General features: G+C 33.5%; 16 protein-coding genes. 8 read left to right on the forward strand and 8 right to left on the reverse strand.

The features are described from left to right. Positions 1 to 81 precede the first annotated feature (81 nt). Positions 82 to 1470, reverse strand: coding sequence for a tRNA uridine-5-carboxymethylaminomethyl(34) synthesis GTPase MnmE (gene mnmE, locus G7A72_RS00270; protein WP_165150978.1), 1389 nt, complete (start codon positions 1468 to 1470; stop codon positions 82 to 84). A 177-nt stretch (positions 1471 to 1647) separates the two neighbouring features. Here mnmE and G7A72_RS00275 point away from each other — a divergent pair, with 177 nt between their 5' ends. The 3 genes from G7A72_RS00275 to G7A72_RS00285 all read left to right on the forward strand — a co-directional run bounded on the left by G7A72_RS00275 (position 1648) and on the right by G7A72_RS00285 (position 5276). Continuing rightward, complete coding sequence (locus G7A72_RS00275) at positions 1648 to 2478, forward strand: universal stress protein (RefSeq protein ID WP_165150979.1); 831 nt, start codon at positions 1648 to 1650, stop codon at positions 2476 to 2478. A 74-nt stretch (positions 2479 to 2552) separates the two neighbouring features. Then, a complete protein-coding gene (locus G7A72_RS00280) occupies positions 2553 to 3386 on the forward strand; it encodes a universal stress protein (protein WP_165150980.1) in 834 nt (277 codons plus the stop codon). Between the two features lie 117 nt (positions 3387 to 3503). After that, positions 3504 to 5276, forward strand: coding sequence for a DNA mismatch repair protein (locus G7A72_RS00285; protein WP_165150981.1), 1773 nt, complete (start codon positions 3504 to 3506; stop codon positions 5274 to 5276). Positions 5277 to 5550: 274 nt separating this feature from the next. On the opposite strand, the gene dnaN is transcribed toward G7A72_RS00285, so the two are convergent. The 5 genes from dnaN to G7A72_RS00310 all read right to left on the reverse strand — a co-directional run bounded on the left by dnaN (position 5551) and on the right by G7A72_RS00310 (position 10442). After that, positions 5551 to 6669, reverse strand: a complete 1119-nt coding sequence (gene dnaN, locus G7A72_RS00290) for a DNA polymerase III subunit beta (RefSeq protein ID WP_114754212.1) — start codon at positions 6667 to 6669, stop codon at positions 5551 to 5553. 103 nt (positions 6670 to 6772) lie between these two features. After that, positions 6773 to 8458: a gliding motility-associated ABC transporter substrate-binding protein GldG gene (gldG, locus tag G7A72_RS00295; RefSeq protein WP_165150982.1), complete on the reverse strand. Its 1686-nt coding sequence runs from the start codon at positions 8456 to 8458 to the stop codon at positions 6773 to 6775. Next, on the reverse strand, positions 8458 to 9183 hold the full coding sequence (gldF, locus tag G7A72_RS00300) for a gliding motility-associated ABC transporter permease subunit GldF (RefSeq protein ID WP_165150983.1): 726 nt from the start codon (positions 9181 to 9183) through the stop codon (positions 8458 to 8460). Before gldF ends, gldG begins: the two co-directional genes overlap by 1 nt. Before the next feature lie 84 nt (positions 9184 to 9267). Then, on the reverse strand, positions 9268 to 9564 hold the full coding sequence (locus tag G7A72_RS00305; protein ID WP_165150984.1) for a putative quinol monooxygenase: 297 nt from the start codon (positions 9562 to 9564) through the stop codon (positions 9268 to 9270). A 50-nt stretch (positions 9565 to 9614) separates the two neighbouring features. Continuing rightward, positions 9615 to 10442 carry an S-adenosyl-l-methionine hydroxide adenosyltransferase family protein gene (locus G7A72_RS00310; RefSeq protein WP_165150985.1) on the reverse strand — a complete coding sequence of 276 codons (828 nt, stop codon included), beginning with the start codon at positions 10440 to 10442 and terminating at the stop codon, positions 9615 to 9617. A gap of 183 nt (positions 10443 to 10625) precedes the next feature. On the opposite strand from G7A72_RS00310, the gene G7A72_RS00315 reads away from it, so the two are divergent. The 5 genes from G7A72_RS00315 to G7A72_RS00330 all read left to right on the forward strand — a co-directional run bounded on the left by G7A72_RS00315 (position 10626) and on the right by G7A72_RS00330 (position 16039). Then, positions 10626 to 11576, forward strand: coding sequence for a PhoH family protein (locus tag G7A72_RS00315; protein ID WP_165150986.1), 951 nt, complete (start codon positions 10626 to 10628; stop codon positions 11574 to 11576). A 190-nt stretch (positions 11577 to 11766) separates the two neighbouring features. Continuing rightward, positions 11767 to 12582, forward strand: coding sequence for an HAD family hydrolase (locus G7A72_RS00320; RefSeq protein ID WP_165150987.1), 816 nt, complete (start codon positions 11767 to 11769; stop codon positions 12580 to 12582). Between the two features lie 50 nt (positions 12583 to 12632). Beyond that, positions 12633 to 12857 carry a hypothetical protein gene (locus tag G7A72_RS16555; RefSeq protein ID WP_241258552.1) on the forward strand — a complete coding sequence of 75 codons (225 nt, stop codon included), beginning with the start codon at positions 12633 to 12635 and terminating at the stop codon, positions 12855 to 12857. Further along, positions 12805 to 14982: a prolyl oligopeptidase family serine peptidase gene (locus G7A72_RS00325; protein WP_241258553.1), complete on the forward strand. Its 2178-nt coding sequence runs from the start codon at positions 12805 to 12807 to the stop codon at positions 14980 to 14982. Before G7A72_RS16555 ends, G7A72_RS00325 begins: the two co-directional genes overlap by 53 nt. A 103-nt stretch (positions 14983 to 15085) precedes the next feature. Further along, complete coding sequence (locus G7A72_RS00330) at positions 15086 to 16039, forward strand: phosphoribosylaminoimidazolesuccinocarboxamide synthase (RefSeq protein ID WP_165150988.1); 954 nt, start codon at positions 15086 to 15088, stop codon at positions 16037 to 16039. A 59-nt stretch (positions 16040 to 16098) separates the two neighbouring features. On the opposite strand, the gene G7A72_RS00335 is transcribed toward G7A72_RS00330, so the two are convergent. Then, positions 16099 to 16554 carry a DUF1801 domain-containing protein gene (locus G7A72_RS00335; protein ID WP_165150989.1) on the reverse strand — a complete coding sequence of 152 codons (456 nt, stop codon included), beginning with the start codon at positions 16552 to 16554 and terminating at the stop codon, positions 16099 to 16101. Between the two features lie 208 nt (positions 16555 to 16762). After that, positions 16763 to 17851: a M42 family metallopeptidase gene (locus G7A72_RS00340; protein WP_165150990.1), complete on the reverse strand. Its 1089-nt coding sequence runs from the start codon at positions 17849 to 17851 to the stop codon at positions 16763 to 16765. Positions 17852 to 17887 lie beyond the last annotated feature (36 nt).

The following is a 17887-nucleotide window of genomic DNA, read 5'->3' on the forward strand; positions in this document are numbered from 1 at the left end:
TATAAATAAAAACGAGTTAAAATATTGTTTATCAATACTTTAACTCGTTTGTTTGTTGTTGTTTTGTGATGCTTTGTTCTACTACTTTCCGATACAGAAATTAGCGAAAATATTCCCCAGCAATTCATCATTAGTTACCTGTCCAGTAATCATTCCAAACTGATACAAAGCTTCCTTAATATCTAATGCCATTAAATCTGAGGACAAGTTCGTTTCAAGTCCAAATTTTACTTTTTGAATTTCATTAAGAGCTTTTAATAAAGAATCGTAATGTCTGGTATTAGTTACGATTGTTTCATTGTTTCGTAATGCTCCTGTATTGACAAATGAAAGTAATTGATGCTTTAACTCCTCAACACCTAATTTTTCTTTTGCAGAAATTAGTAAGATTTCTGGAATTTCTGATTTCAAATCTCCAATTTCACTTTCCTCGAGTTTGTCTGCTTTGTTACCAATGATTACAAGCGGTTTCAACGGAAATTGGTTTTTAATTTTTTCCAGTTCTACTTTTAACTTTAAACCTGATACTTTGAACTCGGAACTGTCAAACAGAAAAATGACAACCTGCGCTTGTTCAATTTTTTCAAAAGTCTTACGAATCCCGATGCTTTCCACCACATCATCCGTTTCGCGGATTCCGGCGGTGTCTATGAATCTAAAACCGATTCCGCCAATCACTAATTCATCTTCAATGGTATCACGCGTGGTTCCCGCAATTTCCGAAACAATGGCGCGCTCCTCATTCAAGAAAGCATTCAAAAGTGTCGATTTCCCTACATTAGGTTCACCCACAATAGCCACAGGAATTCCGTTTTTAATCACATTTCCTACGGCAAAGGAATCGATTAATCGTTTTAGGACAAATTCGATTCTGTTTAATAATTCATGAAATTGTGTTCGGTCAGCAAATTCTACATCTTCTTCCGCAAAATCTAATTCGAGTTCAATCAATGAGGCAAAATTCAATAATTCTTCTCTTAATTTTGCTATTTCATTTGAGAAACCACCACGCATTTGTTGCATTGCAATTTGGTGCGAAGCTTCATTATCGGATGAAATTAAATCGGCAACTGCTTCTGCTTGGGATAAATCCAGTTTTCCGTTTAAAAATGCTCTCAACGTAAATTCGCCAGCATCAGCCATTCGACAGCCTTTTCGAAGCAACAATTGAATGATTTGTTGTTGTATATAAGTAGAACCGTGACACGAAATTTCAATCGTGTTTTCGCCGGTATAGGAATTTGGTCCTTTGAAAATAGATACCAGAACTTCATCCAAAGTTTTGGAGCCATCCATAATATGCCCTAAATGTAAGGTATGCGTTTTTTGGGTTGTTAATTCTTTGTTTTTGATGGATTTAAAAACAGAATTTCCAATAGTAATGGCATCTTGGCCGGAAATCCTAATTACGGCTATAGCACCAGCTCCCGAAGGAGTTGCTAGTGCCACTATGGAATCTTGAGGTATCATATTTAAATTCAATTTGATGCAAAAGTAAGCAAAATAGACATGGCTTCAAGACTCGATTATTAAACCATTAACTTTATTTTTTGTTAAAAATTAGCCAAACTGATAATTATCATTCTATTTTGTTTTTTGTTTTGTAAATTTATATAAATAATTGATTGGCAGTAATTTAACTCTATTATGAAAAAAATTCTATTTCCTACCGACTTTTCAGAAGTGTCCAAAAATGCGTTTATTTATGCATTGAAATTAGCAGAATCAATTAATGCTGAAATAGTTACGATGCATGTTTACCAATTGCCACAAGCCAATTATGTTAATGTCGCGGAGTATTTACATGAAATTTATGATGTAACGGAACTCAGTAATTTTGAGAATTACAAAGATGAAGTTCCTATTTTACGAAAAATTGCGGAAGCAAACAATTTAGGCCATATTAAAATAAGTCATGTTTTGATTTTGGGAAATTTAGTTCCAGAAATAAAAAAAATAACCGAGAATGAAAATTTCGATTTCGTAGTTATGGGAACCAAAGGCGCCACGGGTCTTAAAGAAACTTTTTTCGGCACTACAGCCACAAAAGTAATGAATGATGTTAAAGCATTAGTTTTGGCAATACCAGAACACTGTAAATATCATCCTATCGAAAAAATACTGTTCATTACGCAATACAAACCAGAGGATACGGGTTCTTTTGTAAGAGTTCTTTCTTTAGCCAAAATATTTCAAGCACATATTGATTGCCTTCGTGTAACGTCTCCGCATCATGAAGTTAAAGACGACACCAGAGAAGATTGGAAGGTATTAGTAGAAAATAATGAAGTTACATTTCACTCCATCAAAGGAGAAGATGTGGAAGGAATTATTTTAAATTTTATCGATTTGCATAAAATTAATTTCATTGCAATGCATGTGTATCACAGAAGTTTCTTTGAGAAACTTTTTGAAATTAGTCTTTCAAAAAAATTAGCATTTCACATCAATGTGCCGATTCTGGCCATTCATGAATAAAATTAATTTCGATTTGAATATTCGAAAAATTCTCAATATTTAGTAGTAAACGAATCCTTTAAAAGCATAATAAAATGAAAAAAATTTTATTTCCAACCGACTTTTCTACAGTAGCTACAAATGCTTTTGTACATGCTTTAGAATTTGCAAAAATAGTTCACGGGGAACTTGTTTTATTGCACACTTTTGAACTGCCAATTTATGACAATCAGTTTTTCCCTGAAAATTACGCGGTCATTTATGATTCATTAGAGTTAGCACAATTTGATATGTTTAAAGAGGAAATCCCAAAATTGCGGGCTATAGCCGAAGAGCGTCATTTAGATAAAATAAAGATGTCTCATAGGCTCATGGATGGGGATTTGCTCCATAATATTAAAAAATGTATCAAAGAAGATAAAATAGATTTTGTCATAATGGGAACTTCCGGAGCCACGGGATGGGATGCTTTTTTTATGGGCACCAATACAGGTTCTGTAATTTCAGGAATAGACGTTCCTATGTTGTGTGTTCCAATAGAAGCAAAATTCAAGAAAATTGAAATTATCGGATTCACAACTCGTTTTAGAACCAAAGATAAAAAAGCCTTAAAAATGGTGTTGGATATTGCCAAAAAAACGAAAGCAAAAGTAAAGTGCTTGTATGTAAAAACCAGTGATTCTGATGTCTCTAAAGATACAGTTGCTAAATGGGAAGACGAATTTATTAATGAACCCATTGAGTTTTTTGTCATCAACAGCGACGAAGTCAAAGAAACTATTCTAGACTTTATAATGTACAAAGAAGTTGATGTCCTGACAATGCTTACGTATAAAAGAGGTTTTTTTGAAGGGATTTTCAAACCTAGCTTAACGAAAAAAATAGCTACAAATTTTGATATTCCAATTTTAGCGATTCATATTGATTGATTCCATGTTGATTCAATTGAAATCTTGATTTCTATTTAGTGTGGCATCGCCATTGCCTTTTAATTTAGACCTCAAAGTAATCTATTTCGTTATATTTGCAATTCATCAAATTGAATTATGGAAATATACAAAGCAAAAAAGATTCGCTTTTCAACGGCATTAACTGCAATCAATAAAAAGTACAATAGTATAAGTATTTTAAGACTTTTTACTATTGTACTTTTTTTGGTTTCTATTTATTATTACATCAAAAATAGCGAAGTTATTCTCATAGCTGCCGCCATTTTTCTTTTTGGACTATTTGTAATATTGATGCGAATTCATTCTAAATTAGTTTTCGAAAAACAAGTCAATCAAGCCTTATTCGATATTAATGAAAATGAAATTTCCTATTTGGAAAGAAATAAAATTCCTTTCGAAAATGGACAGGAATTTAATGATTTTCACCATCCGTATGCGTATGATTTAGATGTTTTTGGAGAACATTCTTTGTTTCAAAACCTGAATAGAACCGCTACTTTTATTGGAAAAAAAACATTCGCAAACCAATTGTTAACACTTCTGCCAAATGATGAAATTACCAGAAATCATCAAGCGGTAAAAGAATTATCCGAAAAATTAGATTGGCGTCAGGAATTTTTGGCTTTCGCCAAAGTAAGCAACGACAATCAATCAAATTATGAGACGCTACTTAAGTGGAGTACATTCAATAGTACGCCTTTATCTAAAATAAGTATTTTTATTTCCTATTTTTCGCCACTCCTTTTTTTGGGAGTTCTGATTGTTTATTTAGTGACTTCTAATACCTTTTTTGCTTCTGTTTTGTCGTATTTGTTTGTTATTAATTTAATGATTTTGGGACGTTTTATGAAGCGGATCCAAGCTGAAGTCGCTAATTCGACAAACATTGATAAAACTATTCATCAATATAGTTTGCTTTTGCAAAAAATTGAAAACGAATCTTTTCAATCACAAAAATTAATTGATTTACAGCAAAAATTAATGTTCAAAAAAGAAAATGCCAGCGTTCATTTAAAACAATTAGCAGGTTTGTTTTCGAATATGGATAGCATCAGTAATTTCGTAACGGCTATCGTTTTCAATGGAACTTTTCTGTTTAATTTACACGTTTTAAAATCATTAATTCAATGGAAAGAAGATCATACTGAAGCATTAGAAAATTGGCTTGAAGTTATAGGTGAATTCGAAATGTTGAACAGTTTAGCCAATTTTTCGTATAACAATCCCGAGTTTGTATATCCAACATTAAACACCAATTTTGAAATAGATTTCACGGATTTAAGTCATCCTTTATTAAATGAAAAGACAAGAATAGGAAATGATGTGCGTTTTCATCCCGAATCATTTATGATTTTAACGGGTTCTAATATGTCCGGTAAAAGTACTTTTTTAAGAAGTTTAGGAATCAACATGGTTTTATCAGGAATGGGTTCGCCAGTTTGTGCAAGTCAGGCTAATGTGCATCCGTTAACAGTTTTAGTTTCCATGCGATTATCGGATTCGTTGTCTGATAGCGAATCATATTTCTTTGCCGAAATAAAGCGCTTAAAGCAAATTATGGACGAACTGGAAAACAGACCAGCATTTGTTTTATTAGACGAAATATTACGCGGAACCAATTCAGATGATAAACGCAATGGAACAATTGAAGTGGTCAAAAAAGTGATTGGCAAAAAAGCCATTGGAGCTATTGCTACGCACGACATTGAAGTTTGCTTGACTACCAATGATTATCCAAATATATTAACCAACAAATGTTTTGAAGTTGAGATTATCAGTAATGAACTTCATTTTGATTACAAACTGCGTGACGGAATTTGTAAAAACAGAAGTGCTACGTTCCTGATGAAAAAAATGGGAGTGATTTAAATTAGTATTCAGTGTTCAGTTTGTCTTTGCGAGGAACCAAGCAAACCCACTAATATGAGCAATCATAATTAATTATCGAAACGGGAAATACTATGAGATTCATCCTTCGTCGGAATGACAAAAAGAGAAATGAATAAAAGCAAAAAACCGTCTCGATAAATCGGGACGGTTTTTTAATATAAAAATGGTTTGGTTAATAGCGTATTTGTTATGCAATAGTAAGTATTATATTTCAATTTTAAAAATCAAAATATAACAATTTAAAAATATAATGTTAACTGTTCAGCATTACTGGCATTACAAGCATCGTAACCGTTTCACCTTCTTCTAATCCATCAACAGGAGTAAGGATTCCGGCTCTGTTTGGTAATGACATTTCAAGCATAATCATATCCGATTGCAAGTTAGTCAACATTTCAGTCAAGAAACGAGAATTATACCCTATTTGCATATCATCACCTTGATAATCACATGTCAATCTTTCTTCTGCTTTGTTAGAATAGTCAATGTCTTCAGCAGAAACATTCAATTCAGCACCCGCGATTTTCAAACGAATTTGATGAGTTGTTTTATTCGAAAAGATAGCAACACGACGAACAGAACTCAAAAACTGAGAACGGTCAATCATTAATTTATTTGGATTTTCTTTAGGAATTACTGCTTCGTAATTTGGATATTTTCCGTCAATCAAACGACACATTAAAACATAATTATCGAAAGAAAAAGTAGCATTCGAATCGTTGTATTCAATTTTAACTTCTGCGTCTGAACTACCAAGAATATTTTTTAAAATGTTCAAAGGTTTCTTTGGCATAATAAAATCAGCCACTTGAGAAGCCGTTACATCCGTACGTGCATATTTCACTAATTTGTGCGCATCAGTTGCTACGAAAGTCAATCCTTGTGGCGAAAACTGGAAAAATACACCAGACATTACCGGACGTAAATCATCATTTCCGGCGGCAAATATTGTTTTGCTTATGGCTGTTGCCAAAACATCCGCAGGAACAAGTGTTACAGATGGATCGTCTAAGTTAACCGATTTTGGAAATTCATCTCCAGGAGCATAAGCCAAAGCATATTTTCCAGAATTAGAACTGATTTCTATCGTACTATTTTCTTCAACAGTAAAAGTTAAAGGCTGTTCTGGGAATGTTTTAAGGATTTCCAAAAGTAATTTTGCAGGGACAGCAACGCTTCCTTTACTTTCTGAATCAATTCCTAATGTAGCAGACATTGTTGTCTCTAAATCAGAAGCAGAAACCGTTAGTACATTATGGTCTAAATCAAATAAAAAGTTATCTAAAATAGGCAAAGTATTACTGCTGTTGATAACGTTACCTAAAACTTGTAATTGCTTCAATAAGTACGAACTCGATACTATAAATTTCATCTGTTTTGTTTTATTTTTTAAGGTATTTCTTTAAATCCGAAATACGATACATTTTACAAATATATCGTAAACTATTCTAGTTTGGAAACTTTTTTATTAACATCTATTTGCTGTATTTTCTTTTTCGAAGGAAAGTAAATACAACACCAAAAAGTCCTAAAATAAGAATTGGAAGCCCGATAGTTAGGATTTGTGTTCGGGTATAGTTTTCATAAACTTTTTCTTTATCAAGTAAAGGTAAATCAAGATCTTTACTTCGAATGTTAATAAGTCCGGTATCGTCTAATAGATAATTGACACAGTTTATCAGGAAATCTTTATTATCATACAAATTACCAGACCTTTGGTCATAACCCAATTCTACCGGTTGAAAGTTTTTATCCAATTGGTTTTTTATCAAATCTCCATCTGAAATCACAATCATTTTATTCTCTTTTCCTGTGGCTTGAAATGTTTTTTGTTCGAATGGTAGCACTCTATTTTCAAACATAGAATGAAATGAACCTTCTAATAAAACCGAAAGTGGAATTTTCCCTTTGTTCAAGTAATCAGCAGGTGAAGTTTCTTCGGCAACAATGTTTAAATTTATCTCTGACGGAGTTCCTATTTTTTTCGAATATTGTGAGGATTCCAACAGAATGGTTTTCTTAATTCCGTTTTTCAAGGTATCGATTGGATTCGCAAAATCAAATTTGATTCCACCTAAATTTTTCACAATCGGATGCAAACTGTTTGGATACACTTGAGGTGCAAACTTCCAATTGAATTCCTGAAATTGAGTCGCACTTCCTTGTTCACCTGTGGCCAGTTTTATAGGACTTCCTTGTTCGTCTTTTACTAAATCAGGATTGATTCGGATGCCGTATTTAAAGAACATATCATTCAAATTCAGATCTTTTGGATAGGCCAAAGTGGCTCCAGATGAATCGTATAAACTATCCATTTCCGCCGTAACTTGGTCAATCAACCACAATGTTTTTCCGCCATTGATGATAAATTGATCTAAGACTTGTTTCTCAGCGTCAGTAAATGTTTCGGTAGGTTTGGCGATAACAGCCAAGTCATATTTTTCTAAAGCTTCTAAACTTCCAATAGGGTTTTTGGCAACAGAGTCTAAAGTAAATGGACCAATAAAATAACTTTCGCGCACTTGCAAAAGAAATTTAGCCATCAAAATATCTTGCAATTCACCGTTTCCTTTAATGACAGCGATTTTCTTTTGTTTGGCTTTGGTAATCTTATTCAACGCTTCGGCAATTGAATATTCTAAATGCTGAACGGAACCAATTACTTTTTGGGTAGTTGACGCACCCATAATATTTTTCAACAATGGAATATTTACTTCCTTGTTGTCATAAACGGCAATCGCCCAAGGAAAAACCATCGCTTGTGATTGCTTTCCTTTGTTGTCAACGGTTATGTTTATTGGCGTAAGCCCTTTTCGATACAACTCTTTAATATTGTCCATGCTGGCGTCTTCGTTTTCCAAAGGATCTACGAATTCAAAAATGATATTTTTGTTGTACGCCTGAAATTCTTCCAGTAATTGTTTCGTTTCTTGCTGTAAACGTTTGAATTCGGCAGGTAAATCGCCTTGCATATAAACTTTTATGGACAACGGGTTTTGAACTTGCTTGATGATATTCAAAGAAGTAGGGGAAAGCGTGTATCTTTTATCTTTGGTTAAATCAAAACGATGAAAAAAGGAACTTCCTATCACATTCGCAAGCACTACAATAGCAAGTATAATCAATACTGATTTTAGGTTATTTTTCTTAGAAGTAGTCATTACGATTTGAAAGATTTTAGATTGTAAACAGTAAAGGAAAGAAAGACAACGGTTATGCTTGTAAAATATAGGATATCTCTTGTGTCTAATACGCCTCGGCTCATGCTTTTGAAATGATCTTGCATTCCTAATGATGCAATTACAGAAGAAATATTTGGAATCACAGAAGCTAAACCTTCAAACCCAAAATAGAAGAAGAAACATAAAAATACTGCAACAATAAAAGCTACAATCTGGTTATCAGATAGCGTTGAAGTAAATATTCCGATGGCTGAATATGCTGCAATCAGGAATAATAATCCAAAATAGGAACCAATCGTGCTTCCCATATCGAGATTACCTTCCGGCATTCCTAAATTGGAAATAACAGCTACATATATGAATGTTGGAATAATTGCCATTACAATCAAAAGCAAAGCACCAAGGAATTTCCCGTTTACAATTTGCCAAATACTCAGTGGTTTTGTCAGTAATAATTCTAATGTTCCTTGTTTTTTTTCATCCGAAAAACTGCGCATTGTTACCGCGGGAATCAAGAATATCAAAATCCAGGGTGCTAAGGTAAAAAATGGAGTCAAATCAGCAAAACCAGTATTCAAAATATTGTATTCTCCTTCGAAAACCCAAAGAAACAGTCCATTTATAATTAGAAAAATTGCAATTACTAAGTAACCTATAGGCGAACCGAAAAAGGATTTTATTTCTCGTAATACTATTGATTTCATTTATTTTTTTGTTTAAAGTTTCAAATGTTTAAGGTTTAAAGTTCCCAATCCAACAACTTTAAACCTTAAACTTTAAACTATTTTTTATTCTAAACTTACTAATTTATCCACACTCCACGCTTCTGGTTTGTCGTTGAATAATTTCTTGGTGAATGTCCAAACGTCGTAAAAAAGCTCGGAATTCCTGTAATTTTCTAAATCAGCTTCAGTTTCCCAATAGCTGTAAGTGAAGAAAATACTTTTGTTATTTTTATCCTGATACAATTCTAAAAAACGATTTCCGGGCGCATTTCGTATTTTATCTTTCATTAACTCAAAGTTTTCTAAAAATGAAGGAATATGTTCCTCGTGAAAACTCAATTTTACTATTCGTACAAACATTGTTTTTTTGTTTAATGTTTAAAGTTTAATTCGTTTAAAGCTACTCAACTTTAAACGAATTTTATAATAATAACATCCCTATAATTTAATCCCAGTAAACTATTTGCAGAACCCACTTTAGAAGGATTGCTTCTAAAAATAGCAATTTCAAGAAAACCGGCTTCGTTGAAAATCGCTAATTTTTCGCCCTCATATGATTTGATAGGATATTTATCAGAATTTGCAATGGCAGAATAGTTGGGCAAAATTGTTTTGATATTTTTGGTTTTCAAAACAATTTCATACGGTCTTCCTTTGGCAACTTCGATAAAATACTTTTTAGAAATATTAATAATTACATTTCCAAAATGGTCAATATAAATCACGTGTCCTTTCAGCGAATTTCCATCAGCGGAAAGAACAGCTTGTAAGTCGGTGACTTGTTTAATCGTGTTTATTTCTTTACCAATAACGTTCATTAAACCACCTTTGGCAAGATGGCAGGCTACTTTTACAAACACATCCAGATCCGCTGCATCACTGGGTAAACGATCGTGAATATTAATCGCCACGATTTTTTGCGGGACAATTTTTTGCGAAAGCATGCTTAAAATACCATTATCGGCGGCAATAAAATAATGATCGTTCCATTGCATCACAATATGTTGGTTTTCCTTATTGTGTTCCATATCCACCCCAATAAGGTGAACAGTTCCTTTTGGGAAGCTTGAATACGAAGCGCTAATAATGTAACTTGCTTCTACCGTGTTGAATGGGTCAATTTCATGTGAAATGTCAATGATTTTTGCTTCGGAATACTCAGATAAAATTTTCCCTTTCAACGCACCTACAAAGTGGTCTTTCAAGCCATAATCGGAAGTAAGGGTAATTATTGACATAAATTTGTTTATAACTATTGGTGTTTTGTAAACCTAATTTTCATTAAATTTGAGAGACGCAAAGCTAATAATAGTAAATTCAAAAAAGCAAAAAACAAAAGACAAATTCAAATTAATACAACATTTATTGGCTTTGATACAAAATTTATTAATTCACTCATTTTAATTTAAAAACAACAGCATTTGAACGAAAGAATAATCGAGCTCATAGACATCGCTCCAAAAGACTTTTGGGGCGCTCAAGACACTCATCTTGAAACAATTAAAAAATATTATCCAAAATTGAAAATTGTCGCTCGGGGAACAACTTTAAAAGCTTTTGGAGAAAAAGAAGTTTTAGACGAATTTGAAAAACGGTTTCAACGATTAATGGTGCACTTTTCGAGGTACAATAACATTGATAACAATGTAATTGAGCGCGTTATCCTTGGCGATGTTCAGGAAGATAGAAAATTTCCAGGACAGGATAAAATATTAGTGCATGGAGTAGGCGGGAGAATCATTAAGGCTATGACTCCTAATCAGCAATTGTTGGTGGATACCATGGAAAAGAATGATATGGTTTTTGCCGTTGGACCAGCTGGAACCGGAAAAACATATACAGGTGTAGCCATGGCTATAAAAGCGCTGAAAGAAAAACAAGTTAAACGTATAATATTGACTAGACCAGCGGTAGAAGCAGGGGAGAACCTAGGTTTTTTACCAGGAGATATGAAGGAAAAACTAGATCCGTATATGCAACCTTTATATGACGCGTTGCGCGATATGTTGCCTAATGAAAAACTGGAAGATTATATTCTAAAAGGAGTTATCCAAATTGCGCCTTTGGCATTTATGCGAGGTAGAACATTGGATAATGCTTTTGTAATTTTGGATGAAGCCCAAAATACTACACATTCCCAAATGAAAATGTTTCTTACCCGTATGGGGAAAAGTGCTAAATTTATGATTACTGGTGATCCAGGTCAGGTCGATTTACCACGAAGAACCATTTCCGGACTCAAAGAAGCCTTATTGGTTTTGAAAGATGTTGATGGAATCGGAATCATTTATCTGGATGACAAAGACATTGTACGACACCGATTAGTCAAAAAAGTAATTGATGCTTATAAAATGATTGAGAATAACGATTAGGAAATAAATAAAATTTTTTGGAGCGGAAAGCAAGTTCATTTACAGTAGAGAATGGATTTCCTTTCCGCTTTATTATTTAAAAAAAAGCTACCAGTTTACCCGTAAAGCTTTAAATAAAATCCGATTGATTCCTTTTGTATGTCTTAAAAATGCAATAAATTTGGAATTAATAAAATCTCAGTTAAAAAAAATGATTTTAAAAGAAAAAATTAAAGTAGTTATCAGTGATTTAGACGGAACGTTACTCAATTCAGATCACAAAATATCCCAATACACCAAAACTGTTTTTCAAGAACTCCACAATCAAAATTATTTAATTATTGTAGCAACTGGTCGTCATCACTTGGATGCAATGCCTTTGGTTGAGGGTTTAGGATGCCCAGTTTATTTAGTTACTTCAAATGGAGCCCGAATTCATTCTCCTGAAAAAGAACTTCTATTCTCTTTCGATATAAAAAGCGACGACATAAAATCAATATTAAATTTAGATATTGACCCTGAGATTACGACCGTTTTATTCAAAGAAAATGTTTGGCAAACCAATAAAATAAATGAAAAATTAAATAGTTTTCAGGCAGAATTGAATTACATGCCTGAAATTGTTGATTTCGAGACTTTAGATGATGTCAGCGGAATAAAATTATTTTTCACACACGAAAAACACTCCAAATTAATTGAATTAAGAGACCGAATTTTAGAGAATCATACTGAACTTTTTAGTCACGCGTTTAGTTTGCCTTTTTGTTTGGAATTTATGGACAAGTCCGTAGATAAAAGTGTCGCAATTGCAAAAATTCTGGAAAAAGAGAATTTTGTTTTCGAACAAACTATTTCTTTTGGTGATGGCTATAATGATGAAAATATGCTTAAATCCTCTGGTAAAGCTTTGGTAATGGGAAATGCTCCTGAAAGCTTGAAAAATAAACTTTCCCATTTAGAAGTCATTTTGACTAATGATAATGAAGGAGTTGCGAAATATATAGCTCAGGAATTATTGAACAATTAATTTTTTTTAACTAACTATACTTGCTAATTTAAACATAAAATTAAAACTGAATGAACAAAAAAATAATCCTTGCCATCTGTATTTTGTTTTCCATAACAATGCAAAGTCAAACGCTAAAACTGGAAGAAATCATGAAAGGCAACGCTTTCATTGGTGCGCAACCAGAGAATGAAAGATGGTCTTTAGATGGACAGAAAGTTTATTTTGATTGGAATCCAAATAATGAATTGGGTACAAGTACTTACTTTTTGGAAAAATGGATTATCAAAACCTGAATTGGTAACACCAAATGAAGCTGCTTTTTCAAAATTTGATTTCAAAAAAACAAACAATCCTGATTTGTATTATTACATCGATAAAGGAAGACTATTTTCATATTCTTTGAAAAGTAAAACCTCAAAAAAATTGTATCAACAAAGCAGTCCGATTGCTAATTTACAAATGGGTGCTGTGCCTGGAATTCTTTATTTCAGACAAAATGAAAATCTTTTTCAGTTTAATACGAATGAAGGCTCTATTATTCAAATCACCAACTTTCGTAAAGGAAAATCAGAAGAGAAAGCCTCTGATAAAGAATCTTTTTTGAAAAGCCAACAGGAGGAATTGTTTCAATTTGTCAGAGATCAGGAAGCACTGAAAAAATGGAATTTGGCAAAATCGAAAACTACAAAATCTGATTTTCCAAAACCGTATTATTATGGAAAAAATACTTTTGGAAGCTTAAAAGTTGATCCAAAAGGAAATTTCGCCACCTTTAGATTAATAGAGGATTCAGAACGCAAGAGTGAAAAAATGGAACTTTTTATAACTGCTGATGGCTACAATGAAATTGAAGATACGAAGGAAAAAGTTTCTGTAGATAATTTATTGGCAACCAAATTCGGGATTTATAACATCGCCAAAGATTCTGTTTATTTTGTGAATTTTTCATCGTTGAGTCACATTCAGGATGTTCCTAAATATTTTGAGTCCTATGAAAAATCAAAAACTGCAGCAAAAAAGGATAAACTAATTGTAGTTCAGGAACCTGTTTATAATGAAAATGGTTCTTACGCCATTGCTGAAATAAGAAGTCAGGACAACAAATACCGATGGATTGTCAGTTTAAATCTTGAGAAAGGAACTTTTCAGGAATTAGATCATCAACATGATGAAGCTTGGATTGGCGGACCTGGAATTCCCTCCAATTCTTACGGAAGAGGAACGCTTGGATTTTTGGGAGATAATGAAACCGTTTATTTCCAATCCGAAGAAACGGGTTATTCTCATTTGTATTCATATAATTTAAAGTCAAAAAAGAAAACACAGCTGACCAAAGGAAATTGGGAAGTGCGCAATGTGAATTTGTCAAAAGATAAAAAGTCTTTTTATTTATCCACAACAACGACACACCCGGGAAACAGAAATTTTTATAAATTGGAAGTGGCAGATCCTGTTTTACAACCTATTTTAACTAAAGATGGCGCTCATGAAGTGAGTTTGTCTCCCGACGAAAGTTCCTTATTAGTTCGTTATTCGTATAAAAATAAACCTTGGGAATTGTATGTAGCGCCTAATAAACAGAATACCAACTTAAATCAGATAACGACTTCAACATCGGAAAGTTTCAGAGGATATTCTTGGCGTGAGCCGGAAGTAATTACTTTCAAAGCGCAGGATGGAACTTCGGTGAATGCCAGGTTGTACAAACCACAAACTGCCAATGCGAACAAAGCAGCAATCTTGTTTGTACATGGAGCTGGTTATTTGCAAAATGCGCATAATTATTGGAGTACGTACCACAGAGAATACATGTTTCATAATTTATTAGTCGATTTAGGCTATACCGTTTTGGATATTGATTATAGAGGAAGTGATGGATACGGACGTGATTTTAGAACAGGAATTTACCGTTTTATGGGCGGAAAAGATTTAACAGATCAAATTGACGGCAAGAAATATCTAGTCGAAAATTACGGAATTGACGCGTCAAGAGTTGGGATTTATGGTGGTTCTTATGGAGGTTTCATCACGTTGATGGGAATGCTAACAACTCCAAAGGAGTTTGCTTCGGGTGCAGCATTACGTTCTGTTACGGATTGGGCGCATTACAATCATGGCTACACCGGAAACATTCTTAATTTTCCCGAAACGGATCCGGATGCCTACAAAAAAAGTTCTCCCATCTATTTTGCCGATAATTTACAAGGGGATTTATTGATGCTTCACGGAATGGTAGATGACAATGTAGAATATAAAGATATTGTTCGTTTGTCTCAGCGTTTTATAGAATTAGGGAAGAAAAAATGGAGTTTATCCAGTTTCCCGGTGGAAGCTCATGGTTTTAAAGAAACCTATTCTTGGGTAGATGAATACAGCCGAATCTTAAATTTGTTTAATGAAACGTTGCTTAAAAAATAACTTTAAATATAAAAATGAAATTTAAGAGTTCTGTTCTTTGCGAAACTCTATGAAATAGTTTTAAATTTGCAGGAACTAAAAATAAACACACATAACTAGTATAATGAGCAACACCATCACAACTACTGATTTTAATTTTCCAAACCAGAAATCTGTTTACCGCGGTAAAGTAAGAGAAGTGTATAATATTAATGATGAACTTTTGATTATGGTAGCTACAGACAGGCTTTCAGCTTTTGATGTAGTTTTGCCAAAAGGAATTCCATATAAAGGTCAAATTCTAAACCAGATTGCTACTAAATTTATGGAATTGACGGAGGATATTGTTCCTAACTGGTTAATTGCAACTCCTGATCCAAATGTAGCTGTTGGTCATTTATGTGAGCCTTTCAAAGTAGAAATGGTGATTCGTGGTTATCTTTCAGGACATGCTGCTCGCGAATATGCTCTTGGCAAAAGAGAAATTTGCGGAGTTTCAATGCCTGACTATTTGAAGGAAAATGATAAATTCCCAGAACCTATTATTACGCCGACAACCAAAGCGGATAATGGAGAACATGATGCTGATATTTCTCGTGAGGATATTTTATCGAAAGGAATTGTTTCTGAAGAAGATTATGTAGTTTTAGAAAAATTCACAAGAGATTTGTTTCAAAGAGGATCTGAAATTGCTGCTAGTCGTGGTTTGATTTTGGTGGACACCAAATATGAATTTGGTAAAACTAAAGAAGGTGTAATTGTCTTGATTGACGAAATTCACACACCGGATTCTTCTCGTTATTTTTACGCAGAAGGATACCAGGAACGTCAAAACAGCGGCGAAGAACAAAAACAATTATCGAAAGAGTTTGTTCGTCGTTGGTTAATCGAAAATGGTTTTCAAGGATTGGAAGGGCAACAAATTCCTGATATGACGGACGAATACATAGAAACAGTTTCTGAAAGATATATTGAATTATACGAAAATATCTTAGGAGAAAAATTTGTAAAAGCAGACATCAGTAATATAGATGAAAGAATCGAGAAAAATGTTTTGGAATATCTAGCGAACAGATAGTGCCATTTTCGATAAAAAATAAAAAACCGCAATTCTTAATTTTGAATTGCGGTTTTTTTTTATTTTTTGAATGATGATTCATAAGAAGTTATCCATTCATCCATTGACATTTTTTGTACGAGTTCAGCAATTAAATCAAAAGGGATTTGGTCCATCTTTTTAAATCGGATGCAACTTTTTCCCATGTCTAATTTTTGTTTGCTGTGCTTTGGATATTCGGTCACAAACCAATTCAATAGTTCCGGTTTGGCGTAAATACCCATGTGGTAAAGCGCAATGAAATTTTTTTGCGAAGCAATAGCTATAAAGGGTAACGGAAGTTTTGGTTCACAATGGTAGCCGTTAGGATAAATGGAATGTGGAACTACATAGCCAATCATGCCGTATGATATTTGTTCAACAAATCCTTTTGGAATATTCTCTAGTATAGTTTCCCGGAGTTTTGTAAAAGCTATTTTTCTTTCCAGTGGAATTTCTTCTAAATATGCTTCTATTGATTTGGCGGTTGATTGCATTTTTATCAATTGTATGAGTAAAGTTAACAAAAAAACCGCAATTCATAATTTGAACTACGGTTTTTAGACCCGATTACTTCACTTTGTTTCTACTTTCAGCGGAGTTCAGTGAACTTCGTTTAAAGTGGAAATCCTTTTTGCTTTTTGCTGCCAAAAAGGGAAAGATTTCAATCTCGTTTTTAGAACGGGACGGGATTAGCGCCTAAAACTATTTGAAATAAGAGAATGTTTCTTCGTTTTCTAATTTCAATAAGGTTTCATAAATTAATTTAATCACGTTTTCAACATCTTCACGATGTACCATTTCAACCGTGGTATGCATATAACGCAACGGCAAGGATATTAAAGCCGAAGCCACGCCGCCATTACTGTACGCAAAAGCATCGGTATCTGTTCCGGTAACACGTGAGGAAGCCAATCTTTGGAACGGAATTTCTTTTGCCATAGCAGTTTCTAAAATCAATTCTCTCAAATTATTCTGAACAGCAGGCGCATAGGTTACTACTGGACCTTTACCAATTTTAGTATCTCCTTCAATTTTCTTTTCGATCATTGGAGTAGTGGAGTCATGGCAAACATCAGTTACAATTGCTACGTTTGGTTTGATCGTTTTGGTAATCATTTCTGCACCACGAAGACCTACTTCTTCCTGAACCGAATTAGTAATATACAATCCAAAAGGAAGTTTTATTTTGTTTTCGTGAAGCAACCGAGCCACTTCGGCAATCATAAATCCACCCATGCGGTTGTCAATCGCGCGACAAACAAATTTGTTTTCGTTTAAAATCATGAATTCATCAGGATATGTAATTACACAACCTACATGAACACCCATTTTATCTACCTGTTCTTTAGTTTCACAACCAATATCAATGAATAGATTGTCAACTTTTGCCACTTCTTCTTTTCCTCTATTGCGGGTATGAATAGCCGGCCAGCCAAAAACACCTTTTACAATTCCTGCTTTAGTATGAATGTTAACGCGTTTTGAAGGTGCAATTTGGTGATCGGAACCACCGTTTCTAATAACGTAGATTAATCCATCATCAGTAATATAATTTACATACCATGAAATTTCGTCAGCATGACCTTCAATCACTACCTTATAAGGTGCATCTGGATTTATGATTCCAACTGCAGAACCATAAGTGTCCGTTATAAAAGTATCTACATAAGGTTTCAGGTATTCCATCCATAATTTCTGTCCTCCACTTTCATAACCTGTGGGTGATGCATTATTAAGGTAGTTTTCTAAAAACTCAATTGATGACTTGTTTAATATTGATTTAGTGCTCATAAAATTATTTTTTTGCTAAATTATAAATTTGGCATT

The organism is Flavobacterium sp. Sr18 (assembly GCF_011064265.1).
Taxonomy (GTDB): domain Bacteria; phylum Bacteroidota; class Bacteroidia; order Flavobacteriales; family Flavobacteriaceae; genus Flavobacterium; species Flavobacterium petrolei.

Coding starts and splice junctions, on each gene's coding strand:
- mnmE (WP_165150978.1), bottom strand. CDS start 1,470: ATGATACCTCAAGATTCCATAGTGGCACTAGCAACTCCTTCGGGAGCT.
- G7A72_RS00275 (WP_165150979.1), top strand. CDS start 1,648: ATGAAAAAAATTCTATTTCCTACCGACTTTTCAGAAGTGTCCAAAAAT.
- G7A72_RS00280 (WP_165150980.1), top strand. CDS start 2,553: ATGAAAAAAATTTTATTTCCAACCGACTTTTCTACAGTAGCTACAAAT.
- G7A72_RS00285 (WP_165150981.1), top strand. CDS start 3,504: ATGGAAATATACAAAGCAAAAAAGATTCGCTTTTCAACGGCATTAACT.
- dnaN (WP_114754212.1), bottom strand. CDS start 6,669: ATGAAATTTATAGTATCGAGTTCGTACTTATTGAAGCAATTACAAGTT.
- gldG (WP_165150982.1), bottom strand. CDS start 8,458: ATGACTACTTCTAAGAAAAATAACCTAAAATCAGTATTGATTATACTT.
- gldF (WP_165150983.1), bottom strand. CDS start 9,183: ATGAAATCAATAGTATTACGAGAAATAAAATCCTTTTTCGGTTCGCCT.
- G7A72_RS00305 (WP_165150984.1), bottom strand. CDS start 9,564: ATGTTTGTACGAATAGTAAAATTGAGTTTTCACGAGGAACATATTCCT.
- G7A72_RS00310 (WP_165150985.1), bottom strand. CDS start 10,442: ATGTCAATAATTACCCTTACTTCCGATTATGGCTTGAAAGACCACTTT.
- G7A72_RS00320 (WP_165150987.1), top strand. CDS start 11,767: ATGATTTTAAAAGAAAAAATTAAAGTAGTTATCAGTGATTTAGACGGA.
- G7A72_RS16555 (WP_241258552.1), top strand. CDS start 12,633: ATGAACAAAAAAATAATCCTTGCCATCTGTATTTTGTTTTCCATAACA.
- G7A72_RS00325 (WP_241258553.1), top strand. CDS start 12,805: ATGAATTGGGTACAAGTACTTACTTTTTGGAAAAATGGATTATCAAAA.
- G7A72_RS00330 (WP_165150988.1), top strand. CDS start 15,086: ATGAGCAACACCATCACAACTACTGATTTTAATTTTCCAAACCAGAAA.
- G7A72_RS00335 (WP_165150989.1), bottom strand. CDS start 16,554: ATGCAATCAACCGCCAAATCAATAGAAGCATATTTAGAAGAAATTCCA.
- G7A72_RS00340 (WP_165150990.1), bottom strand. CDS start 17,851: ATGAGCACTAAATCAATATTAAACAAGTCATCAATTGAGTTTTTAGAA.